General features: G+C 45.9%; 21 protein-coding genes and 3 pseudogenes. 15 read left to right on the top strand and 9 right to left on the bottom strand.

From position 1 onward, the window contains the following. Window positions 1-50: 50 nt before the first annotated feature. On the bottom strand, window positions 51-890 hold the full coding sequence (gene proC / locus NX720_RS08610) for a pyrroline-5-carboxylate reductase (RefSeq protein ID WP_262600721.1): 840 nt from the start codon (window positions 888-890) through the stop codon (window positions 51-53). Between the two features lie 285 nt (window positions 891-1,175). On the opposite strand from proC, the gene NX720_RS08605 reads away from it, so the two are divergent. The 4 genes from NX720_RS08605 to NX720_RS08590 all read left to right on the top strand — a co-directional run bounded on the left by NX720_RS08605 (window position 1,176) and on the right by NX720_RS08590 (window position 3,898). Then, a complete protein-coding gene (locus NX720_RS08605) occupies window positions 1,176-1,733 on the top strand; it encodes a hypothetical protein (protein ID WP_262600719.1) in 558 nt (185 codons plus the stop codon). A gap of 281 nt (window positions 1,734-2,014) precedes the next feature. Then, window positions 2,015-2,305 (top strand): hypothetical protein, encoded by a 291-nt coding sequence (locus tag NX720_RS08600; RefSeq protein ID WP_262600717.1) that lies wholly within the window; start codon window positions 2,015-2,017, stop codon window positions 2,303-2,305. 53 nt (window positions 2,306-2,358) lie between these two features. Next, on the top strand, window positions 2,359-3,633 hold the full coding sequence (locus NX720_RS08595) for a serine hydrolase domain-containing protein (protein ID WP_262600716.1): 1,275 nt from the start codon (window positions 2,359-2,361) through the stop codon (window positions 3,631-3,633). A gap of 28 nt (window positions 3,634-3,661) precedes the next feature. Further along, complete coding sequence (locus NX720_RS08590) at window positions 3,662-3,898, top strand: hypothetical protein (RefSeq protein ID WP_262600715.1); 237 nt, start codon at window positions 3,662-3,664, stop codon at window positions 3,896-3,898. A gap of 359 nt (window positions 3,899-4,257) precedes the next feature. Here the strand turns inward: NX720_RS08590 and NX720_RS08580 are convergent, their stop codons facing one another. Continuing rightward, complete coding sequence (locus NX720_RS08580) at window positions 4,258-4,533, bottom strand: pyrroline-5-carboxylate reductase family protein (RefSeq protein WP_262601554.1); 276 nt, start codon at window positions 4,531-4,533, stop codon at window positions 4,258-4,260. Window positions 4,534-4,638: 105 nt separating this feature from the next. On the opposite strand from NX720_RS08580, the gene NX720_RS08575 reads away from it, so the two are divergent. Next, window positions 4,639-5,874 (top strand): hypothetical protein, encoded by a 1,236-nt coding sequence (locus NX720_RS08575; RefSeq protein WP_262600713.1) that lies wholly within the window; start codon window positions 4,639-4,641, stop codon window positions 5,872-5,874. Between the two features lie 29 nt (window positions 5,875-5,903). On the opposite strand, the gene NX720_RS08570 is transcribed toward NX720_RS08575, so the two are convergent. Next, on the bottom strand, window positions 5,904-6,590 hold the full coding sequence (locus NX720_RS08570) for a YggS family pyridoxal phosphate-dependent enzyme (RefSeq protein ID WP_262600711.1): 687 nt from the start codon (window positions 6,588-6,590) through the stop codon (window positions 5,904-5,906). A gap of 75 nt (window positions 6,591-6,665) precedes the next feature. Between NX720_RS08570 and NX720_RS08565 the strand changes: the two genes are divergently transcribed. After that, entirely contained in the window at window positions 6,666-7,700 is a 1,035-nt protein-coding gene (locus NX720_RS08565) for a type IV pilus twitching motility protein PilT (protein WP_262600709.1), read from the top strand. A gap of 70 nt (window positions 7,701-7,770) precedes the next feature. Here the strand turns inward: NX720_RS08565 and tnpA (NX720_RS08560) are convergent, their stop codons facing one another. Then, window positions 7,771-8,199 carry an IS200/IS605 family transposase gene (gene tnpA / locus NX720_RS08560; RefSeq protein WP_262595354.1) on the bottom strand — a complete coding sequence of 143 codons (429 nt, stop codon included), beginning with the start codon at window positions 8,197-8,199 and terminating at the stop codon, window positions 7,771-7,773. A gap of 118 nt (window positions 8,200-8,317) precedes the next feature. Here tnpA (NX720_RS08560) and NX720_RS08555 point away from each other — a divergent pair, with 118 nt between their 5' ends. The 4 genes from NX720_RS08555 to NX720_RS08540 all read left to right on the top strand — a co-directional run bounded on the left by NX720_RS08555 (window position 8,318) and on the right by NX720_RS08540 (window position 14,101). Next, window positions 8,318-9,871 (top strand): transposase, encoded by a 1,554-nt coding sequence (locus NX720_RS08555; protein WP_262596267.1) that lies wholly within the window; start codon window positions 8,318-8,320, stop codon window positions 9,869-9,871. A gap of 97 nt (window positions 9,872-9,968) precedes the next feature. Then, window positions 9,969-11,141 (top strand): RNA-guided endonuclease InsQ/TnpB family protein, encoded by a 1,173-nt coding sequence (locus tag NX720_RS08550; protein ID WP_262595932.1) that lies wholly within the window; start codon window positions 9,969-9,971, stop codon window positions 11,139-11,141. A 478-nt stretch (window positions 11,142-11,619) separates the two neighbouring features. After that, window positions 11,620-13,134, top strand: coding sequence for a hypothetical protein (locus NX720_RS08545; protein ID WP_262600707.1), 1,515 nt, complete (start codon window positions 11,620-11,622; stop codon window positions 13,132-13,134). Window positions 13,135-13,225: 91 nt separating this feature from the next. Further along, window positions 13,226-14,101: an energy transducer TonB gene (locus tag NX720_RS08540; protein WP_262600705.1), complete on the top strand. Its 876-nt coding sequence runs from the start codon at window positions 13,226-13,228 to the stop codon at window positions 14,099-14,101. Between the two features lie 57 nt (window positions 14,102-14,158). Here the strand turns inward: NX720_RS08540 and NX720_RS08535 are convergent, their stop codons facing one another. Then, window positions 14,159-14,767 (bottom strand): C2H2-type zinc finger protein, encoded by a 609-nt coding sequence (locus tag NX720_RS08535; RefSeq protein ID WP_262600704.1) that lies wholly within the window; start codon window positions 14,765-14,767, stop codon window positions 14,159-14,161. A gap of 137 nt (window positions 14,768-14,904) precedes the next feature. Here NX720_RS08535 and NX720_RS08530 point away from each other — a divergent pair, with 137 nt between their 5' ends. Genes NX720_RS08530 through NX720_RS08520 form a run of 3 tightly spaced genes read left to right on the top strand, consistent with a single transcriptional unit; the run spans window position 14,905 to window position 16,758 of the window. Further along, entirely contained in the window at window positions 14,905-15,477 is a 573-nt protein-coding gene (locus NX720_RS08530) for a YqgE/AlgH family protein (RefSeq protein ID WP_262600702.1), read from the top strand. Between the two features lie 17 nt (window positions 15,478-15,494). Then, the gene (ruvX, locus tag NX720_RS08525; protein ID WP_262600700.1) at window positions 15,495-15,935 is read left to right on the top strand and encodes a Holliday junction resolvase RuvX; all 441 of its coding nucleotides are present in this window, start codon (window positions 15,495-15,497) and stop codon (window positions 15,933-15,935) included. After that, window positions 15,910-16,758 carry a hypothetical protein gene (locus NX720_RS08520; RefSeq protein ID WP_262600699.1) on the top strand — a complete coding sequence of 283 codons (849 nt, stop codon included), beginning with the start codon at window positions 15,910-15,912 and terminating at the stop codon, window positions 16,756-16,758. Before ruvX ends, NX720_RS08520 begins: the two co-directional genes overlap by 26 nt. 36 nt (window positions 16,759-16,794) lie before the next feature. Here the strand turns inward: NX720_RS08520 and NX720_RS08515 are convergent, their stop codons facing one another. Beyond that, window positions 16,795-17,967: an RNA-guided endonuclease InsQ/TnpB family protein gene (locus NX720_RS08515; protein ID WP_262599769.1), complete on the bottom strand. Its 1,173-nt coding sequence runs from the start codon at window positions 17,965-17,967 to the stop codon at window positions 16,795-16,797. A 65-nt stretch (window positions 17,968-18,032) separates the two neighbouring features. On the opposite strand from NX720_RS08515, the pseudogene tnpA (NX720_RS08510) reads away from it, so the two are divergent. Further along, window positions 18,033-18,383, top strand: a pseudogene (gene tnpA, locus NX720_RS08510) (IS200/IS605 family transposase); the annotation flags it as partial. Window positions 18,384-18,397: 14 nt separating this feature from the next. On the opposite strand, the pseudogene NX720_RS08505 reads toward tnpA (NX720_RS08510), so the two are convergent. After that, window positions 18,398-19,439, bottom strand: a pseudogene (locus NX720_RS08505) (ISAzo13 family transposase). Between the two features lie 231 nt (window positions 19,440-19,670). On the opposite strand from NX720_RS08505, the pseudogene NX720_RS08500 reads away from it, so the two are divergent. After that, window positions 19,671-19,766 (top strand): annotated as a pseudogene (locus tag NX720_RS08500) (IS200/IS605 family transposase); the annotation flags it as partial. A gap of 90 nt (window positions 19,767-19,856) precedes the next feature. Here NX720_RS08500 and gshB read toward each other — a convergent pair. Together gshB and NX720_RS08490 are read right to left on the bottom strand one after the other, a co-directional pair. Continuing rightward, complete coding sequence (gene gshB, locus NX720_RS08495) at window positions 19,857-20,804, bottom strand: glutathione synthase (RefSeq protein ID WP_262600698.1); 948 nt, start codon at window positions 20,802-20,804, stop codon at window positions 19,857-19,859. A gap of 105 nt (window positions 20,805-20,909) precedes the next feature. After that, window positions 20,910-21,530, bottom strand: a complete 621-nt coding sequence (locus tag NX720_RS08490) for a lipid-binding SYLF domain-containing protein (RefSeq protein ID WP_262600697.1) — start codon at window positions 21,528-21,530, stop codon at window positions 20,910-20,912. Between the last annotated feature and the right edge of the window lie 42 nt (window positions 21,531-21,572).

Here is a 21,572-nt window from a genome sequence, read left to right as displayed (position 1 = left end):
AATCACAAGTAATTGTTAAGTTGTTGCTGACCATTATTCAACTCCGGCAATCAGTCGGCAAGCTGCCGGGTCATTTCAGCGGCCCGGTCAACGGCAGCCTGCATGGCCTGTTCAACCAGCTGTTCAAGGCCGCCCGCCTGAAACGCCCTGATGGCCTGCTCAGTGGTGCCGCCGGGTGAGGTGACCTGTCTGCGCAGCTCACGGGCATCAACATCACTACCAACTGCCATCTTCGCAGCCCCGAGGGCTGTCTGCAAGGTGAGTTGTTCGGCGGTTTTCCGGTCAAATCCCAGCCTGGTGCCCACCTCAGTCATAGCTTCCATAAACAGGAAGTAGTAAGCAGGGCCGCTGCCGGAAACGGCAATAACAGAATCAATCAGGTTTTCATTGTCTACCCACAGCGTCATACCAACGGCTTTAAAAATAGCGTCGGTAATGGCTTTCTGCTCTGCGCTCACCTGCTCATTGGCAAACAGCCCGCTGACACCGCAGCGCAGCAGGGCTGGGGTATTGGGCATACAGCGCACAATGGGCAGGCGGGAGCCAGCCCATGTCTGCAGGCTGTCGAGATTGATGCCAGCCGCTACCGAAATCAGCAGAGGCTTTGTCTCTTTCAGGGTCGGGGCAAGGTCTTGCAGCACGGCTTTCATCATCTGTGGCTTTACACAGAGTACAACAATCTCTGACTGACGAACCGCCTGATGATTATCCGGGGAAACCTGAACGCCATACTGGTTTTTAACCTTTTCCAGTGTCGCTTCACTGCGGGCGGTTGCCCATATTTTATTCTTTGGCCAGCCATCTTCAATCAGGCCTCCAAAAATACTGCAGGCCATATTGCCAGCGCCTATAAAGGCTATGCTTTGGCTTCTGTCCAGAGGGGGGGTCATGGCTCTTGTCATCCTGTTTTGATGAAGGGCTTTACATCAATATTGAGGCTGCATGGTGGAAGAGAAAATGACAAAACTCAAGTACTTCTTATTTATTCTGATCATAGGCTCACTACATTATCCTTCAGTGTCTTACAGCGGTGATATTGACGCTGAAATTAACTCTGCTGATTTTCAGTGTCTAAGGAACGTTCAGGTATTTTTGGGAAAAAATAAATTTTCATCAATATCAACAAATAGAGATATCGACGATATTCTTGCTCTTTTTTTTCAGGAGTATCCGGAATGCAACGAACTGCAACTATCAGAAGCCGCCATGGGCATTTGTTAGAACATGGTTTTCCTGAATACATCAAAGAAATCAATAAGAATGATGAAAACCCTTCTGTTCCTTCTGCTTTAAGTAAGTCACTTGAAAGCTTTGGAAGTTATGCGCGCAAACATTATGAGAGTCTATTCAAAGAACCTTTAGTAAGCGGCGATTTACTGAACTGTTTCGTTGAAGGGAAACGTGAGAATTGTAAGTACTCTCCTGTGACCGGAGCCATTTTGAATACAGGCAGTCTGGCTACTATGGGCTATGTGTTCTACAAGTACTATAACCCTGATTTTTACCCTTTTTCAGGATTTATGGCATTCACCGCCGTATCAACACTTTTAAGTGGTGCCTGGTGGTCAAACAGCAATCTTAAAAAGCTTGCATTGGGCGTGCTAGTTTACAGAATGAAGCTGCTCAGCTCAGGAAAAATTCACAGTATGATTTTCATTTCATTTCTGGCAAACAACATCGTAAATGCCATAGCCCAAAAATCATTGATTTTAATCAAAAATACTTTTTATTAGTGTTGCTTATATCCATTTTTGGTTTAATGTAGCTGTTTGCTGATGAGGGTACTGCACGTCAACTAGATGGTGGTGAAATTATCGAAAAGGACTCTACGCCATCACTGCATCTAGGTTGGGAAATCTACGAAGCACAGAAACCACAAGACTTAGTTGATATTTACGCAATGTACGACAAGTACACCACGTACTACGCATACACGGTTGTAGGTGCTGATTCTCCATAGGTAAGCGTAGAAAACACGTATGCCGATGGTCTGCATGTTACTGAAGGCGTAGCTATGGTTCACACCAACCACAGCACGACAACACAGCACGACTTTGTAGATGAAGAGTTTGGCTCTCATACCCTTGAGCGCTTAAAAGCGGCGCAAGAGTTTATGAAGACAGCGAACGGCGACACCACAAAAGAAGAGGCGTATAAGTTCGCAAAAACCAAACCTGTATGGAAAGGTCGTGGCGACATGATGGGTACTGTCACCTCAACTCACTTCAGAGTGAACGGTAAAAAAGTCGATATGTACATGCGTACCGACGATGAACACAAAGACGTTCACATTAAGAACTGCTAATTCCTAATTTCTGGCCGCGCCAAGGTGCGGCCATACTTCAAAGAGATATTAAAATGAAAAAGACTATTATTGCTATGGCTGTGGCAGCAACGACCTCGTTCGGCGCACAGGCATTAGAAATCCATAAGCCAGATGCGGCGTTCCTTGAACAAGTGGGTGCGGTTGGCATCACTCAAGACAATTGGGAGCAAGAGAACGAATCTCTTACTTACCAACAAGCTTACAAATTCACTCACTACGTAAAAATGCACACTGGCGATTACGTTTGGAACTTGGGCGAAACAAAACAACTTCTTGACCTGGACAAGCTAACTGGTAACGACTACGACGGCGAATACCCACTAAGCACAATTATCCCGTTCCGCTTGAAAATGGAAGCGCTAGTCGTTCTTAAAGACGGCGAGCTAGTGCACGAACAATACTGGAACGGTATGCACAAGGCTAAAACGCACCTAGAAATGTCAGCAGGTAAGTCTTACACAGGCATTCTTCTATCTACATTCGTAGCGGAAGGTCGCGTAAACATGAAAGACCAGTTAACTAAATACCTTCCAGAGCTTAAAGGTACTGGTTGGGATGGTGCGACCGTTGAGCAAGTTGCGGATATGCGCTCTGGTATTGAAGTAATCAAAACGCCAGGGCTAATGGTCGATGAAAGACAGAGTGAAACACAAGACTGGAATGGTCCATCTAGGTACGACTACAAAAACATCATTGAAGTAGCTCAATCACTAGGTCAGCGTAGTGACGTTAAACGTGGTGAAGCGTTCGAATACCTATGTATGAACACTGAAATGCTAGCGATGCTAATGGAACGCTTAGAAGGCAAGCGTTACGTTGAAATCCTAGAAGAACGCCTATTTAAACCAATGGGCGCGGAATATGACGCTGAAATGATGACAAACCGTAACGGTGAGGCTGTTGCCTCAGGTGGCCACCACGTTACAGCGCGTGACGGTGCGAAGCTAATGGATCTCCTGATGAACGACGGTAAGAACCGTAAGGGCGAACAAGTAGTATCTAAGAAATTCATTGATGAGCTAATCGAAGGTAACGACGAAGTTAAGAGCGCTTGGCAACACGATGGCTTCTCTGCACTACTAGCTGACGCTTGGTATAAAGACCAAATTCGCGTGCTTAACGTAGACGGTCGCCGCTTCATCGCGTTCGTAGGTGTATCTGGTCAGGTAACAGTAGGTGAGCCAGCAACTAAGACAGTAATCAAGACGTTCGGCGCACAAGACCAAATGCAACACCCACGTACAGTAGCAATGACGTTCCTAGACGTTATGCCAACACTACTAAAAGCGGTAGACGATATTAAGTAATTAAGCATCTAGCCACCCGCATGGCAGAATGTATTGGAGTTATCTGGCCCATACGCACATTGATAAGTTTCTTGCCAGCCTGGGAATGCTGGCATTTTATATCTACCGGACAAGAACTCCCGAAGACCATGTATTGTTTATGGGAGACGGCTTCGCATCATGTGCCTTAGCTGCTTTTGCTGCTTTGGGACCACCATTCTTTCAGGCGTTGTCTGATGCGTTTACCTATGGGCAGAATCAGGCATTAACTGACGAACTGAGTTAGAAAGCCTACCTGGTGGCTCTCTACGAAGGAGCTCTGTTTTTTAGCATGATTTCAATACGGTTGTTTCAAGGTGACGCTATTGCATCGTTAATGTTTATGACTGCCTACATCGCCAGGACATTTTATAATCTGGGTCAGCCTGTTATTGAGCCCGGCGAGGATTTTAACCCTGTACTGCTAATTTTATTAAGTACTCCGAGTCTGTTACTCATGTATCATTAGATGTTCGCTGAAGTGAGCAGGGTGTTTTTTTTATGTTCTTGCGCCAAACAGTGCGGTGCCGATTCGTACTATGGTCGATCCTTCTTCAACAGCAGCTTCCAGGCCACCGGGCATGCCCATAGAGAGCGTGTCCATAGTCAGCCCGAGCGTCTCAGGCTATCTAGCGCCTGCTTCAGGGCTCGTAGTGGAATGCGTTGCTGTTCCTTGTTTTCAGCCGCTACCGAAACACAGAGTACAACAACCTCTGACTGACGAACCGCCTGATGATTATCCGGGGTCACCTGAACGCCATACTGGTTTTTAACCTTTTCCAGTGTCGCTTCACTGCGGGCGGTTGCCCATATTTTATTCTTTGGCCAGCCATCTTCAATCAGGCCTCCAAAAATACTGCAGGCCATATTGCCAGCGCCTATAAAGGCTATGCTTTGGCTTCTGTCCAGAGGGGGGGCATGGCTCTTGTCATCCTGTTTTGATGAAGGGCTTTACATCAATATTGAGGCTGCATGGTGGAAGAGAAAATGACAAAACTCAAGTACTTCTTATTTATTCTGATCATAGGCGCACTACATTATCCTTCAGTGTCTTACAGCGGTGACATTGACGCTGAAATTAACCCTGCTGATTTTCAGTGTCTAAGGAACGTTCAGGTATTTTTGGGAAAAAATAAATTTTCATCAATATCAACAAATAGAGATATCGACGATATTCTTGCTCTTTTTTTTCAGGAGTATCCGGAATGCAACGAACTGCAACTATCAGAAGCCGCCATGGGGCATTTGTTAGAACATGGTTTTCCTGAATACATCAAAGAAATCAATAAGAATAATGAAAACCCTTCTGTTCCTTCTGCTTTAAGTAAGTCACTTGAAAGCTTTGGAAGTTATGCGCGCAAACATTATGAGAGTCTATTCAAAGAACCTTTAGTAAGCGGCGATTTATTGAACTGTTTCGTTGAAGGGAAACGTGAGAATTGTAAGTACTCTCCTGTGACCGGAGCCATTTTGAATACAGGCAGTCTGGCTACTATGGGCTATGTGTTCTACAAGTACTATAACCCTGATTTTTACCCTTCTTCAGGATTTATGGCATTCACCGCCGTATCAACACTTTTAAGTGGTGCCTGGTGGTCAAACAGCAATCTTAAAAAGCTGATGTTAAGAGTGGTAGCTCAGAGAGCGTATCTGCTTATTTCGAGGGATCATTATTACCTGATGAGCTCAGGAAAAATCCAAAATATGATTTTCATTTCATTTTTAGCAAACAACATCGTGAGCTTCATAGGGCAGAATGCAATGCGTTTGAGTTACCTGTTTCGTACGAATGTCGATAAGTTTCTTGCCGGCCTGGGAGTGCTGGCATTTTATATCTACCGAATAAGAACTCCCGAAGAACAAGTATTGTTTATGGGAAACGGCGTTGTATCATGTGCCATAGCCACTTTTGCTGCTTTGGGACCATCATTCTTTCATGCGTTGTCTGGTGCACTTGGGCATGGACAGAATGAGGCATTAACTTACGAACTGAGTGAGAAAGCCCACCTGGTGGCTCTCTACGGAGGAGCCCTGTTTTTTAGCATGATTTCAGCACAGTGGTTTCAAGGCGGTGACACCATTGCATCGTTAATGGTTATGACTGCCTACATCGCCAGGTCATTTTATAATCTGGGTCAGCCTGTCATTGAGCCCGGCGAGGATTTTAACCCTGTGCTGCCATTTTTATTAAGTACTCTGAGTCTGTTACTCATGTATCAATAGATGTTCGCTGAACTGAGCAGGGTGTTTTTTTATGTTCTTGCGCCAAACAGGGCTGTGCCGATTCGTACCATGGTCGATCCTTCTTCAACGGCAGCTTCCAGGTCATCGGTCATGCCCATAGAGAGAGTGTCCATAGTCAGCCCGAGCGACTTATTCAGGTTATCCAGCGCCTGCTTCAGGGCTCGCAATGGAATACGCTGCTGTTCCTTGTTTTCAGCCCGTGCCGGAATGGCCATTAAACCCCGCAGAGAAAGATTGGGCAATTCAGAAACCGCTTTTACCAGTTCTTCCAGTTCGTCCATTGAAACTCCGGACTTGGAGGCTTCGCCACTGATATTCACCTGCAGACAAATGTTCAGCGGCGGCAAATCAGCGGGTCGCTGGTCATTCAGGCGTCGGGCAATTTTCAGGCGGTCAACACTGTGAACCCAGTGGAAATGGCTGGCGATATCCCGGGTTTTGTTGGACTGGATCGGCCCTATAAAGTGCCAGACAATATCGTCAATATCTGCAAGTGCCTGAACTTTTACCAGGGCTTCCTGCAAGTAGCTTTCTCCAAATTCACGCTGCCCCAGGGCACAGGCTTCTCTTACCTTGTCGGCGGGTTTGGTTTTGCTGACGGCGAGCAATCTGACCTCGCCTTCACGCTGGCAGGTTTTCTCTGCTTTATGGATTTGGTTAATAACCTGTTCAAAGCGGCTTTTTAATAACGTCATCTGGCTGTACAGTATTGTGTATCAGGAAAAAATAAAACAGGTAGTTTACTGTTTCCGGGGTTCAGGGGGAACTTCATGGATATCACCGAGCTGCTGGCATTCAGCTTCAAGCAGGGCGCATCGGATTTACACCTCTCTGCGGGCTTGCCACCCATGATTCGTATGGACGGCGATGTACGCCGAATCAACCTGCCTCCCATGGATCATAAACAGGTACACGGCCTGATTTATGACATTATGAACGATAAACAGCGACGTGATTTCGAAGAATGCATGCAGACGGACTTTTCTTTTGAAGTACCGGGTGTCGCACGTTTTCGGGTGAATGCGTTTAACCAGTCCCGTGGTGCGGGGGCGGTGTTTCGTACCATCCCCAGCAAGGTTCTGTCGATGGATGACCTGGGTATGGGGCAGGTGTTCAAGGATATCTCTTCCATGCCAAGGGGGCTGGTGCTGGTCACAGGACCTACCGGTTCCGGTAAGTCAACGACACTGGCCGCCATGCTCGATTACATTAACGATACCCGCTATGACCATATCCTGACCATTGAAGACCCCATTGAATTTGTTCATAACTCGAAAAAGTGCCTGGTTAACCAGAGGGAAGTTCATCGGGATACCCGCAGTTTTAGCGATGCCCTGCGGGCAGCCCTGCGTGAAGACCCGGACATTATTCTGGTGGGTGAAATGCGAGACCTTGAAACCATTCGCCTGGCTCTGACAGCCGCTGAAACCGGCCACATGGTGTTTGGTACTCTACATACGACGTCTGCCGCCAAAACCGTTGACCGGATTATTGATGTGTTTCCCGCTGAAGAAAAATCAATGGTGCGCTCCATGCTGTCCGAGTCTTTGCAGGCAGTGGTTTCCCAGACTCTGCTTAAGAAAAACGGCGGTGGGCGTGTAGCTGCCCATGAAATCATGATAGGCACTTCTGCCATTCGTAACCTGATTCGTGAAGACAAAGTGGCACAGATGTATTCGGCGATACAGACAGGCAGTTCCATCGGTATGCAGACGCTCGACCAGTGCCTGAAAAAACTGGTCAATAACAGTTTGATTTCACACGACACTGCCCGGGAAAAAGCCAAGGATCCGGATAGCCTTTAGCAAAATCGTCGTAAACCCTCGCCCAATGCGGGCGGGGATATAAGACGGGAAGGCGCAGAGCCTTCCGCCATCAATCTGGTGTACTCTGGCTATTAACGTAGTCCTTCAGAGTCTCGATAGTTGCACCGCCAGCACTGCAAGCAAAGTAAGACCTTGACCACATTAAGCCTGCTTTGCTCTGAGCAGTAAGGTGGGTATTCAGCATTCGCAACCGTCTTGATGATGTTGATTTGAGATTATTTACCATGACACTGATAGCCAGTTTTGGTGGGTAGGCCACCAACAGGTGAACGTGATCTTTTTCGCCATCCATTTCAAGTAACTGGCATTCCAGTTTTTCACATGCACTCTCGAACGACTCCCGTAACTGCTTGATCATATAGCCATCAAAAAGCTTTCGTCTGTACTTTGTCGTGAACACCAAATGAACAACCAGCTTGGTAACGCTATGTCGTTTGCGAAGATACCCTTTAAGCAAATCTTTATTGTGTGCGCTCACTTGAAAACCTCTTTCAAATACCTATAATATAAACTTTATATTAATGAGCACTGAACCTAAATTCAGCGGTTAACCCCTGAGCTAAACTCTAACCCTCAACAATATTGAGGGCTCGAAGATGGTTCGACCACCAAAACCCACTCCCCCAAAGGGTGAGTTGTCTGAAATGAAAAAAGATCCCTTATCCGTCAAACTCGAAGTCGATTCTTTCGACGGTAAAATTCATGTCGAGTGGGAGCCTGAAGCATCGGTCACCCCAATGGGACAGCTTCCTTTTTTTATACAGTTTTTAAAAACAGGTCACCGATTTGAACCCTGGATTAACGATTGCCCACTAACTTATAAAAGCCCAAACGCCCCTCAAAAAGTGGATGTGATTGGCTCATTAATGCTTTCCATTCTTTCAGGACATAAACGCTATGCGCATATCGGAACAATTATTGGTGATAAAGTAAACGCTCAGTTGCTCGGGATGAAAAAAATTGTCAGCGATGATTCTGCCAGGCGTGGTTTAAAGAAGATTGACGAAGATGAAGGCGTTGAATGGATGCAAAAACACCTCCATCTCTGTTTTGATCCGTTATTAACCATTCCATGGATTATGGATGTTGATGTTACCGTGAAAACCATTTATGGGCATCAGGAAGGAGCGGTTAATGGCTATAACCCACATAAGAAAGGGAGACCCTCTCATACTTACCACTCATATATGATGGCTAATCTTAAATTAATACTGGAGGTTGAAGTCAGACCCGGAAATCAAAGTCAAAGTAAATACTCTTTACCCGGTTTAATGGAGCTATTAAATCGACTTCCAAAACGCTGCTGGCCTGAATTTGTTCGTGGTGATTGTGATTGGGGAAGTGACCGGGTAATGAGCGAATTGGAAGATGCTGGTTGTCATTATCTTTTTAAAATGAAGAAGCACGACAACGTTAAGAAAGCCATAGGGAATGCGCACTGTAGCGGAGGATGGGTAAAATACGACAACCATTGGGAGGGAAAAGAATCCGTAATTAAACTGTCAGGTTGGAAAAAAGAAAGACGCATAATTATTGTTCGAAGACGGCGTCCTGAAAATGAAATACCGATGTTGGAAAAAGGAATAAAAGAACGTCAACAAACGTTAGCATTAATAGAAGAGCCAGAAAATATAAAAGCTTACGAGTATTCGGTTCTGGTCACATCTCTTGATAATGATATAGTCTCGATCATTAATCATTATCGCAATAGGGCTGACTGTGAAAATAACTTTGATGAAATCAAAAACCAATGGGGCTGGGGCGGTTATGTAACAAAAGATATGGCAAGATGTCGAATGCTGGCCCGAATGGTTGCCTTGGTTTACAACTGGTGGACGCTATACGTTCGATTGAGTAATCCGGACTCCCATAAAGAATCAATTACCAGCCGTCCCTTATTAATGAGTTCAATTGGCAAGCTGACCCACTCTGGCAACCAAAAGAAAATAAAGCTGACAAGCCAGCATCGATGGATGTATAAAATTGCGAAATTACAAAGTGAACTGTGTGATTTTTTTGATTCAATCAAAAGTATCGCACCGCAGTTGAATCCAATTAACGCATGGTGTCGTATTTTAACGAAAGCGGTCTCAAAATTTTTGAAAAAAGGGCAGGTTATTACGATGCAACCATTAATTCGATCGGGCTAATGACTTAAAAAAACGCTGCTCAGAACCGTGAGAAGCTATTCCTAATGGCATGGCTCAGTGGCGTTCAACTGCTGAATTTAGGCTGAAATAACGTTCCATGCTGAGAGCCACCAAAGTACGAATCTATCCAACATCAGAGCAGGCGGAATTTCTCGACCGTCAGTTTGATGCTGTGCGGTTCGTATGGAACAAGGCCCTGGCTATTAAGGTTCATTATTACAAGGTTCGTGGGCAGAGCCTTTCTCCCAAAAAACACCTGAAGCCCTTGCTGGCAAAAGCCAAGAAAAGCCGAAAGTACTCATGGCTGAAAAACGCTGACTCTATTGCACTGCAACAGGCCACTATCAATCTGGATACGGCCTTTCAAAACTTTTTCAATCCCAAATTGCAGGCAAGATTTCCTCGCTTCAAGAAAAAGCATGGCAAGCAAAGTAGCTACCATTGTACGTCTGTCTCTGTGGGCGATAACGGGATAAAAATCCCCAAGTGCAAGCCCATAAGGGCTAAAGTGCATCGTGAAATAGTGGGTAAGGTGAAGTCTATCACCCTGAGCAGAACGCTAACCGGCAAGTATTTTGCCTCCATATTGGCTGATGATACCCAGGAACAACCAAAACAGATTGATAATCTTGAAGCTAATCAGGTTGTCGGTGTTGATATGGGGATTACTGATCTGGCTATCACCAGTACCGGCCATAAGACTGGCAATCCTCGCTTTCTGAAAAAAGCACAACGTAACCTGAAAAGAAAACAACAGGCTCTATCTCGCTGCAAGAAAGGCTCAAAAGGTAGGCACAAAGCCCGTTTATTGGTGGCAAAGGCGCATGAGCGTGTAGCCTTTGCCCGTAATGATTTTCAGCATAAGCTATCAAAACAACTCATCGACGAAAACCAAGCGGTGATTGTGGAGACACTGAAAGTTAAAAACATGCTCAAGAACAAGCGTCTTGCACGTTCTATTGCTGATGCTGGCTGGCACTCACTGATAACCAAACTCGAATACAAGGCAAAGCAGGAAGGTAAACATCTGGTGAAGATAGACCAGTGGTTTGCATCCTCTAAAACTTGCTCAGTCTGCGATTTGAAACAGGAAAAAATGCCATTGAGAATCCGATCATGGGAGTGTAGCTGTGGTGCTATCCATGACCGGGATATTAATGCAGCTCGCAATATCAAGAAGCAAGGCATATTGAAATTAAAGGCGGAAGGACTGTCCGTTTCTGCTGATGGAGGCTTGCGTAAATCCGGCAGACTGTCGGTTGCTGCCTAAGAAATCAGAAGCCTCACCCGATAGGGTGGGGAGCAGTCACAAAGAAAAATATTGCCTGAAGTTGCAATCTGCCACTTCAGGCTTTTCATGAGATTATCTCCCAAACCACATTTTTCTAAACTTACGATTCTCCCTCTTAATTCAACGTTTTCAGTGCATCCTTGAACATTCCCCTGCTTCCTTCCCAACTGTGTGCCTCCGTGCTTCTTATCTTTTGATAAGCGAATGAAGGCAGCCTCTTTTTGTTAGGCATCCTTACATACATGTCAGCATTTTTTTGAACTATAAATGGTCACAAAGGACTAATTACTGAGGGATTATATAACGGCAACAAGTCACTAAAAATCACTCAGCATACAAAATCTAATATCAAAGTTTTGCGATAAAAAGAGAGCATTTAACCTTAGTGGAATTCTCTGACCCAATCGTTACTTAAAAGTACTGACTATGCATTAAATAATTATTAAGGGCAGAAAATATGCATCAGATTTCAAATACTACTTCTCAAAAAAGTCTGGATTATATTGACGAGAGGCCAGATTGCTCTGAAAGCATAGGGCAGTATTTAGGTAGGCTGGTAGCGTTCACAACTCCATATCTTCACCACTACCTGCAACGGCTCCATTCAGCCCTGACAGGGCATGATCTTCAAATTAAACTGCCTGATCAGTTACAAAAAGAAGACGACAAAAAAATCGCTAAAGTACAACTTATACCAAGTAAAATCTCCAAGGCAGACCAGGTTAGCAGAATTACAAAAAACAGAGAAGAAGATAAACAAGAAGCACAAGCAACGTTAACATCAATAGAACAAAGCTATCCGCTACCGGATATTTCACAACAAAAAGAGATAGTTCAGAAGTTAGTACAATTACAAATTCTGGATGCAAAAATAGACTCTTTTTCTTTGGAAAATATGGCTACAGCATTATTTTACTCGGGCATCAATTCTTTTGATGAAGCCCAGAGTCTAAATTTGAAAATAATTCCCCCAGGCCCAATATTTCACACATGGTACGCCTACCATGGCACAACATTATTTGATGGAAAAAACAATGAAAAGGGCTTTGATTATGTCAGTTTGATAGCTGAAGAAGCATCAAGGTTATCAAAAGACAACATCCCTGTAATACTAATCTACACAAACAACTCCATGTCAAAAGAACAAATAGAAACAATGAATAATTTATTTGCAGATCATAGCAACATTCTAGTTATTTCTATTGAAGAAGATTTATCAGAATCAGCTATGGTAGAAAAATTCAGTAAACAAGAGACAAAAAGTGTTGATTTAATGGATCTTATTAGGGTCTGCGCTATTGTTGATGCAAAGTATGTTTTATCTGTAGCAAAGCATAAATCCAAACAAATAGGTAAAAAGCTTTTTCATGAAAAATTATCTCTATGGGAAGATAAATCTTTAAGATATATCGATATTGATAATGTCCTTATAAGGCCAGCAACTTTTCAAATTGCAGAAAATGGTTTTTGTAAAACATCACATCTGTACATAAAAAATTTTCTAATAGGACAAAAAAAGCACGAAAGATTAACAACAGATAAAAAACAACGTATTGCTCAACACAATGATCATTTTGAATATTTACGAAACACCCAATCCACAGACATAAAAGATTTAAAAGAAAAAGCAGAACAGCTACACAGATATCTTGTCAATGGACAAGCACTGAGAGAGTGTAAAAAACTAAAAGGTATAACCGACTTCAAAGAATGTTGGATGCCAGACGTCAATTACTACTCTTCAAGAACGGATTTATTACCAGAAGAAAATGCAAAAAAAATAATGTCTGACAAAGATACTAAATCTTCTTTTTTTAATTTTTTAAGAACGTTGCGTCACGGGCGTGGAAAACTTAAAACTCTGTCAATTCTTGACGGCATCCAGCAGCTCCGTTGTATGAAAGTCAATCATCATCAAACCTGGGCTGTTGAGAGAGATGGATGGCTTTCAGCGAAACCGCAAAAAAGATAATCCTGTCAGCCTCTTGTCAGTGCCTGTAACATTCATGACAATGTCATGAATGTTCATCCTCAGGAATGACTTACGAGGCCAGCCACTGTCAATGTCCACAATGACCAGCGTTTCTTCAATCGATCGTTTAAGCTTCACCATTTTCATGGCAGCAGCCATTCATGCTGTCATTCTGCTGGGAATATCCTTTGGCTTGCAGGAAATGCCTGCGCCCCCCAAAACCCTTGAAGTGACCCTCGCTACCTACAAAAGTCAGGAAAAGCCTGAAGAAGCGGATTACCTGGCACAGTTCCACCAGCAGGGCAGCGGGACACTGGAAGAAAAAGCCAGGCCACAAACGGACCAGGAAGCAGAATTTCAGTCCAATCAGATTAATGAAGTGGTACTGGAAGCCCAGAAAGAGGCCTCTCCCAAACAGGAACAGTCCCAGACCGCACAGGTTTCAACCAGGGCTGAAGTCGAACGCAAAACCCCCGACAAAGCAGAAAATAAAAAGCCCACACCGGACACACCGGAACAGGTAAGGCCTCACAAACGCATTGATCTCAGGCAGGAAATTTCCAGCCTCGAAGCCCAGTTCAGCCAGCAGCGGCAGGAATATGCCAAACGCCCAAGAATCAAGCGCCTGACGGCCGCCTCCACCATGCAGGAACCCGGCGCCTACTACAAAGAAACCTGGCGTCGAAAGGTTGAACGGGTGGGGAATATGAATTACCCACCACAGGCCAGAAAAGAAAAACTCTATGGTGAGCTGCGCCTGATGGTCGCCATTAACCGGGACGGAACATTACACGACGTAAAACTGATGGAGTCATCCGGCTCCACGGTTCTGGATGATGCCGCCATTCGTATTGTAAAACTGGCTGCCCCCTATGCGCCGTTTGGCAACGACCTGAGAGACTATGACCGGGTAGAGATTATTCGAACCTGGCGTTTTGAACGGGGCAATCGGCTGTTTAGCAACTAGACCGTTTTTTGCCGCCCCGGTAACGTGCTCGTAACTGACTGACTGCGAAGCCAGAAATCATTGAAGCTCTGGTAATGTATCCACAAGATTTTCCTGAAAATCATCGAAGGATTCGCAAAAACCAATGGTTTCTTCATTTTGCGTTAAGGTGGTTGTCAGGATTGGCCCACTCAATACCGTAACCATTTGAACTCTTTCTCCATTGTCTGCCTCAACATAGCTCAGGGAGGTCTCCGTGGAGCCCGTGCTAAAGGTATGTGTTGTTGACGTGACGGTTCCGACAGGTTCTTTATGGGATTGCGTCGTAACAGCGGTGGTCGAGCCTTGATGACATTTTTTAATGTGGACTTTGAGATAATCTGTATGTTTAAAAGCTCGCCCACAGGTTTCACAAGAATACGGTCTTGCATCTGAATGGACGACTCTCTTGTGACGGCTGAAATTGCTGTTATGTGCAAAAACACGTCCACAGATGTCACAGACAAGTGGTTTCTCGCCCCTATGAGTTCGTTCGTGATAAGTGAGATTTCGCTTATCTTTAAACGTCGCTTCACAGGTGTCACAAGAAAATGGCTGTTCACCGATATGGACTCGCATGTGTCTTTCGAGCTTAGATGGACGAGGAAAAGTCTTTTTGCACACTGTGCACTGATGAAGTTTTGGCATGAACAACCTCTTTTAATGCCATCAACTTTTTGAACTGCCCTGATTCAAATCATACGCCTATTTCTTTCCGTTGGGGGGAATTTCATTATTCTCTTCAAAAAGTTGCCAACTGACAAGTTTCGCCCGATACTGCGCACATGAGAACTTCATGCTTCCAAAGTCTCAAAAACCACTTTCTGATTGCCACGCCCCAGATGGCCGACCCTTCCTTTGCTGAAACACTGACACTTATCTGTGAGCACAGCCTCGACGGCGCCCTGGGAGTGGTAATCAACCGCCCCACCAAGCTGACCCTTGGAGAAATTTTCCGACAGGTCGGCATTGAGTATCCCGACGTCTGGTCGGAAAGCCAGAGCGTTGTTTATGCCGGAGGTCCGGTTGCCTCAGAAAGAGGCTTTGTGCTGCACTCCAATGACCGGTTCTGGGAGTCCAGCCTTAATGTGGGAGAAGGTCTCAACCTCACCACTTCCAAAGACATTCTGGTCGCCATGGCGCACAACAAAGGGCCTTCTCATGCGCTTGTTGCCCTGGGGTACGCAGGCTGGGGAGCGGGTCAGCTGGAGCAGGAGATGGCTGAAAACACCTGGCTGACCTGCGCCGCCAGCCCTGCCATTATTTTCGCAACCCCCAGCGAGCAGCGCCTGACGGCGGCAGCTTCATCCCTGGGGGTTGATTTGCATTTACTGTCTGGTCAGGTTGGACACGCCTGACAACACCATTGAGCTTTATGACTTCTTCTTCTGTTAAAACCATTCTTGGCTTCGATTTTGGCACCAAAAACATTGGTGTCGCTGTCGGCCAGGCCATTACCCGAACCGCTACTGCCCTGCCACAGCTGAAAGCCCGTGACGGCATTCCTGACTGGAATACCGTCGAAGCACTGATTAACGAATGGCAGCCCGATGCCGTGGTGGTCGGCATTCCCCTGAACATGGACGGTAGCGAGTCACAAATGTCTTTGCGAGCCCGAAAGTTTGGCAAACGTCTGCATGGTCGTTTTAACCTGCCTTTTTTTGAGGCTGATGAACGTCTTTCGTCGTTTGAAGCCAAAGACTGGGCCGATAGACTGGGACACAGCAAACATTACGGTTCAAACCCTGTCGATGGCATGGCTGCCCAGATTATTCTGGAAGGCTGGATGAATGATGAGAATAACCCTGTTCTTTAGTACAACTCTGTTTTTTTTACTGTCTGATACTGCCATAGCCGAGGCACTGCATCCTATCTGCCTTGATCGTTTTGCCGAAATTGAAAGGGGCAGCAGCATTCACACCATGACGTCACTGGATCTGCGAGCCTGCCAGAAAAAATACGCTCACCTGACCTTTGACCAGAAAAGTCCATGGCAGGCTTCTTTCACTGCTTCCCGTACGACAATGGATACCAGTAAAAAAGAGCGCGAAAGACTACCCACCTTCGCCGCTTACAACCTGATTGGCCAGATGGAAAACCAGCAGGTTCTGGTCAGCTACGCTGTAAACTACGGTGGTTCCGGGACATTTACCTTTGGCTTTCTGTTTAAAGGGCTGGATCTGGATGCCTTTCCGATTCTGGATGATGCCCTTGCCGGAAAAAAACGTTCTGCCAATCTGGAACGGATTCGGACCATAAGTGGAGGTGATCGATGTTCTGCCGGCATCACCAATATACGCATAGAAGCACCCGATAAAATCAGCGTGACACGTAGCATGACCCCCTATGGACTGGTCAAACTGGGGATTCCCGAAAAACAGCAGGCAAACAGCTATGGTGATCTGCCCGACTGTGCAATATGCTGCATTGGAGAGTTTACTGAAATCATCGACCTCAACGGCGGTCAGCCTGAATTACGGGAAGTACGATTGACTGGCAGCCTGCTGGAAGAAGCCAAAGACCCATCAAAACAACAAGCCTGTCTTGCCAGGCTGATTAACGCTGGCAGTAGCAACGTGATACTGAATCGCAAACAGCTGAAAGACTTTCAGGCGGCTTATGCAACCCAATGCCCGTGACTGCTCCCCACCCTATCGGGTGAGGCTTCTGATTTCTTAGGCAGCAACCGACAGTCTGCCGGATTTACGCAAGCCTCCATCAGCAGAAACGGACAGTCCTTCCGCCTTTAATTTCAATATGCCTTGCTTCTTGATATTGCGAGCTGCATTAATATCCCGGTCATGGATAGCACCACAGCTACACTCCCATGATCGGATTCTCAATGGCATTTTTTCCTGTTTCAAATCGCAGACTGAGCAAGTTTTAGAGGATGCAAACCACTGGTCTATCTTCACCAGATGTTTACCTTCCTGCTTTGCCTTGTATTCGAGTTTGGTTATCAGTGAGTGCCAGCCAGCATCAGCAATAGAACGAGCAAGACGCTTGTTCTTGAGCATGTTTTTAACTTTCAGTGTCTCCACAATCACCGCTTGGTTTTCGTCGATGAGTTGTTTTGATAGCTTATGCTGAAAATCATTACGGGCAAAGGCTACACGCTCATGCGCCTTTGCCACCAATAAACGGGCTTTGTGCCTACCTTTTGAGCCTTTCTTGCAGCGAGATAGAGCCTGTTGTTTTCTTTTCAGGTTACGTTGTGCTTTTTTCAGAAAGCGAGGATTGCCAGTCTTATGGCCGGTACTGGTGATAGCCAGATCAGTAATCCCCATATCAACACCGACAACCTGATTAGCTTCAAGATTATCAATCTGTTTTGGTTGTTCCTGGGTATCATCAGCCAATATGGAGGCAAAATACTTGCCGGTTAGCGTTCTGCTCAGGGTGATAGACTTCACCTTACCCACTATTTCACGATGCACTTTAGCCCTTATGGGCTTGCGCTTGGGGATTTTTATCCAGTTATCGCCCACAGAGACAGACGTACAATGGTAGCTACTTTGCTTGCCATGCTTTTTCTTGAAGCGAGGAAATCTTGCCTGCAATTTGGGATTGAAAAAGTTTTGAAAGGCCGTATCCAGATTGATAGTGGCCTGTTGCAGTGCAATAGAGTCAGCGTTTTTCAGCCATGAGTACTTTCGGCTTTTCTTGGCTTTTGCCAGCAAGGGCTTCAGGTGTTTTTTGGGAGAAAGGCTCTGCCCACGAACCTTGTAATAATGAACCTTAATAGCCAGGGCCTTGTTCCATACGAACCGCACAGCATCAAACTGACGGTCGAGAAATTCCGCCTGCTCTGATGTTGGATAGATTCGTACTTTGGTGGCTCTCAGCATGGAACGTTATTTCAGTGCTCATTAATATAAAATTTATATTACAGGTATTTGAAAGAGGTTTTCAAGTGAGCGCACACAATAAAGATTTGCTTAAAGGGTATCTTCGCAAACGACATAGCGTTACCAAGCTGGTTGTTCATTTGGTGTTCACGACAAAGTACAGACGAAAGCTTTTTGATGGCTATATGATCAAGCAGTTACGGGAGTCGTTCGAGAGTGCATGCGAAAAACTGGAATGCCAGTTACTTGAAATGGATGGCGAAAAAGATCACGTACACCTGTTGGTGGCCTACCCACCAAAACTGGCTATCAGTGTCATGGTAAATAATCTCAAATCAACATCATCAAGACGGTTGCGAATGCTGAATACCCACCTTACTGCTCAGAGCAAAGCAGGCTTAATGTGGTCAAGGTCTTAGGGGAGCGGCAATCAATAATTTACCGGTTCCGGAACAATTGTCACATCCCATTTCTTTAACTCAGAGTGGCGAATGATGTGAGGCTGTATTTCAGCTAATTCCTGTTTACTCAGTCTCACCCCTTTTTGATACGGTTGATCAAGTAGCTTCACTATCGGGTTCATGCATTTCCATACCATTGTCTTTGTCCACTCTAAAACAGACGTTACTGTGTTTAGAAGGCTGCCATTCCAATGGTTCTCAAGATAAGACCAGCCTCGTTCAATCGGATTGTACTTGCTGTGGTAGGGAGGGTAGTAAACCAGCCGTATTTTCAGCCCCACTTTTTTGGCAAACTCAACCATTCTGAAAAGAAACTGAGTTCGGTGGCTGTTACTTTCAGGACCGTTGTCTGCGTAGATAACCAGCTCATCGACATACCTGTTAGTTTCCCTCACCTGCTCCCACCACTGTTCAATGGCATCGCAGATAAAATCACTGGTTTTGTAAGAGTTACCGTAAAAGACATACAGTTGATCATTTTCCAGATTGAGTATTCCAAAGGGGATCATTTTTTCTTTGGTGGCCATATCATGATCCAGCGCTTTGACCGCTTCAGTTCCTCTTGCTTTACCACCTCTGGAAAAATTTCCAAGGTTAACCGTTGCTTTGCAATCAATGCTGATCTGAAGACTCTGCTTTCTCTGGCTTGCGGTGCTTTTTACTTGTTTGACGTTTTCAAAGATGGCATCGGTTTCCGGGATTTTTTTCCGGCGTGGTCTTCTGTACCTTGTGAAGTTTATAGCCCATGCGGTTCAACATGTTGCAGAAAGTACGCTCTTTGGGAAGTAGCTCTTCCTGCCACCCTTTTTCATCAATCAGTTTTTTTCGAACAGCACTGGCTGTTATGCGAGCATAGGAGAACGTATTTCTGAGCTGCGGGTCAGCCTGACTTTCAGGGTCTACCAAGCTTCGAATGTCTTGTTCCAGTTGAGGATTTGCTACTTCTGCTTTTGGCTTGCCCTGAGATACGTAATTTCCATAACAAATAAGTCCTGTCCTTTTTTCATGCATCCCGAGTTCAACGGTATGACGACCAAAATTGAACTCGGTTTCAGTAAGGCGTGGACTACCAAAACAGAGCTGTTCAGCGACTTCAGCTATGAAGGCTCTGTGTTCAGAGCCTTTGAGCTTTTTAGCAGCAAGTATAATGAGGTGTTTGCATTCAGGGGTGACATTAACGCTGGACATGACGTTCACAATCAATCACAGAGGGAGTAAGCAGGAAAGATACTCCGGTAAAGTTTGTTATGCCACTCCCCTTACTTTGCTTGCAGTGCTGGCGGTGCAACTATCGAGACTCTGAAGGACTACGTTAATAGCCAGAGTACACCAGATTGATGGCGGAAGGCTCTGCGCCTTCCCGTCTTATATCCCCGCCCGCATTGGGCGAGGGTTTACGACGATTTTGCTAAAGCGTTTCAGACAGGTTTATTCCAGCTTTTCTTCAATCTTATCCATCAACATATCGCCAATGCTGATACCAAACTGGTCATCCAGCTGGCGGATACAGGTCGGGGACGTGACGTTAATTTCGGTCAGGTAGTCGCCGATAATATCCAGTCCGACAAACAGCAGCCCTTTTTCTTTCAACACTGGCGCAACCTGTTCGGCGATCCAGCGGTCACGGTCACTTAACGCCTGTCCTACACCACTGCCGCCAGCTGCCAGGTTGCCGCGAAACTCACCTTCGGCCGGTATACGTGCCAGTGAGTAGGGAACAGGCTCACCATCAATCAGCAGGACGCGTTTGTCGCCTTTTAGGATCTCGGGAATGTATTTCTGGATCATTGCCTGGGACGTGCCATGCTGCGTCAGGGTTTCCAGGATTACGTTGAAGTTGGGGTCTTTCGAATGGGTACGGAAGATGGAAGCCCCCCCCATTCCGTCCAGAGGCTTCAGCACCACATCGCCATGCTCTTCGGCAAATTCCTTCAACAGGCGTGCGCTGCGTGCCACCATGACCGGAGGCGTGCATTGTGGAAACAGGGTGGCGAACATCTTTTCGTTGCAGTCACGAATGCTCTGGGGTTTATTGACGACCAGGGTGCCAGCGGCTTCAGCCTGTTCCAGCAGGTAGGTGCTGTAGATAAACTCCATATCAAACGGCGGGTCCTTGCGCATCAGGATCACATTCAGTGATTCCAGTGGCAGTTCCTGACGTTCGCCAAGGGTAAACCAGTCACAGGCATCGTGTCGTACCTGCAATGGGCGCATACTGCCCCGGGCGATGCCTTCTTTCTGATAGAGGTCATGCTGTTCCATGTAAAACAGTTGCCAGCCCCGCTTCTGCGCAGCCAGCAGCATTGCCAGAGAACTGTCTTTTTTAAATTCGATGGACTCAATCGGGTCCATGACGATGCCGAGCTTAATGGTCATGTTGTTACCGGAGTTGACGCACAGAAACGGTGTTGGCTCATTCAGGAGCCTGCGAGACTATATGGGGTAACCGGTCAGGATTTCAAGAAAAGCCCGCCGGTTATTCTAATTCAGCTTCTTGTCAATCCAGTACTTAGTACCCTGTAAGGTGGCCTGGGCAACCAGCCCGTTCTCGGTAAACTGGTAAATGGTAATTCCCAGGTCTGTGTTAACGGTGCCACTCAGGAGTTCGCCACCTTTGTCGCCGGATTTAACAGTAGCGTCAGCCTGACCGGTAAAGTCCCAGCCGTTTTTTATAAAATCATCCAGTATTTTCCGGTTGTCGAAAACAATGACAGCCCGGAAATCCTTGATGCCTAAGCCAATGCCGATACCGGCGCTGGCCATGCGCATGTAGGTGTCCTGACCGGATGCATTATCCCGGACAACACCATAACCGGTACCAGCGCTGAGCAGAAGCAGGTTGCTGTTGATGTTGCTGAAAACAGCATAACCAATGGCTTCACTCAGTTGAGCTTCGGCACTGGGTTTATAGTCATAGAGCATTTTCAGGGTTTCTGAACGCATGTGGTTTACATAACCCTGTCGTTCCGCTTTGCTTTTCCCCTGAATACCGGAGCAACCAGAAAGTAGGTTAGAGAGAACAATAAGAGTAAGCAGGCTCAGAACAGAACGGGCTGAAAGGTGTGGACGCTCGGTGAAAGGCTCGGTGAAAGATAGCTTCATGGGGGAACTCCGATAGAAAACATGCAGGCCCGGTGCCTGCAT

Source organism: Endozoicomonas euniceicola, from assembly GCF_025562755.1.
Taxonomy (GTDB): Bacteria; Pseudomonadota; Gammaproteobacteria; order Pseudomonadales; family Endozoicomonadaceae; genus Endozoicomonas_A; species Endozoicomonas_A euniceicola.
This window is presented reverse-complemented; position numbering and strand designations above follow the sequence as displayed.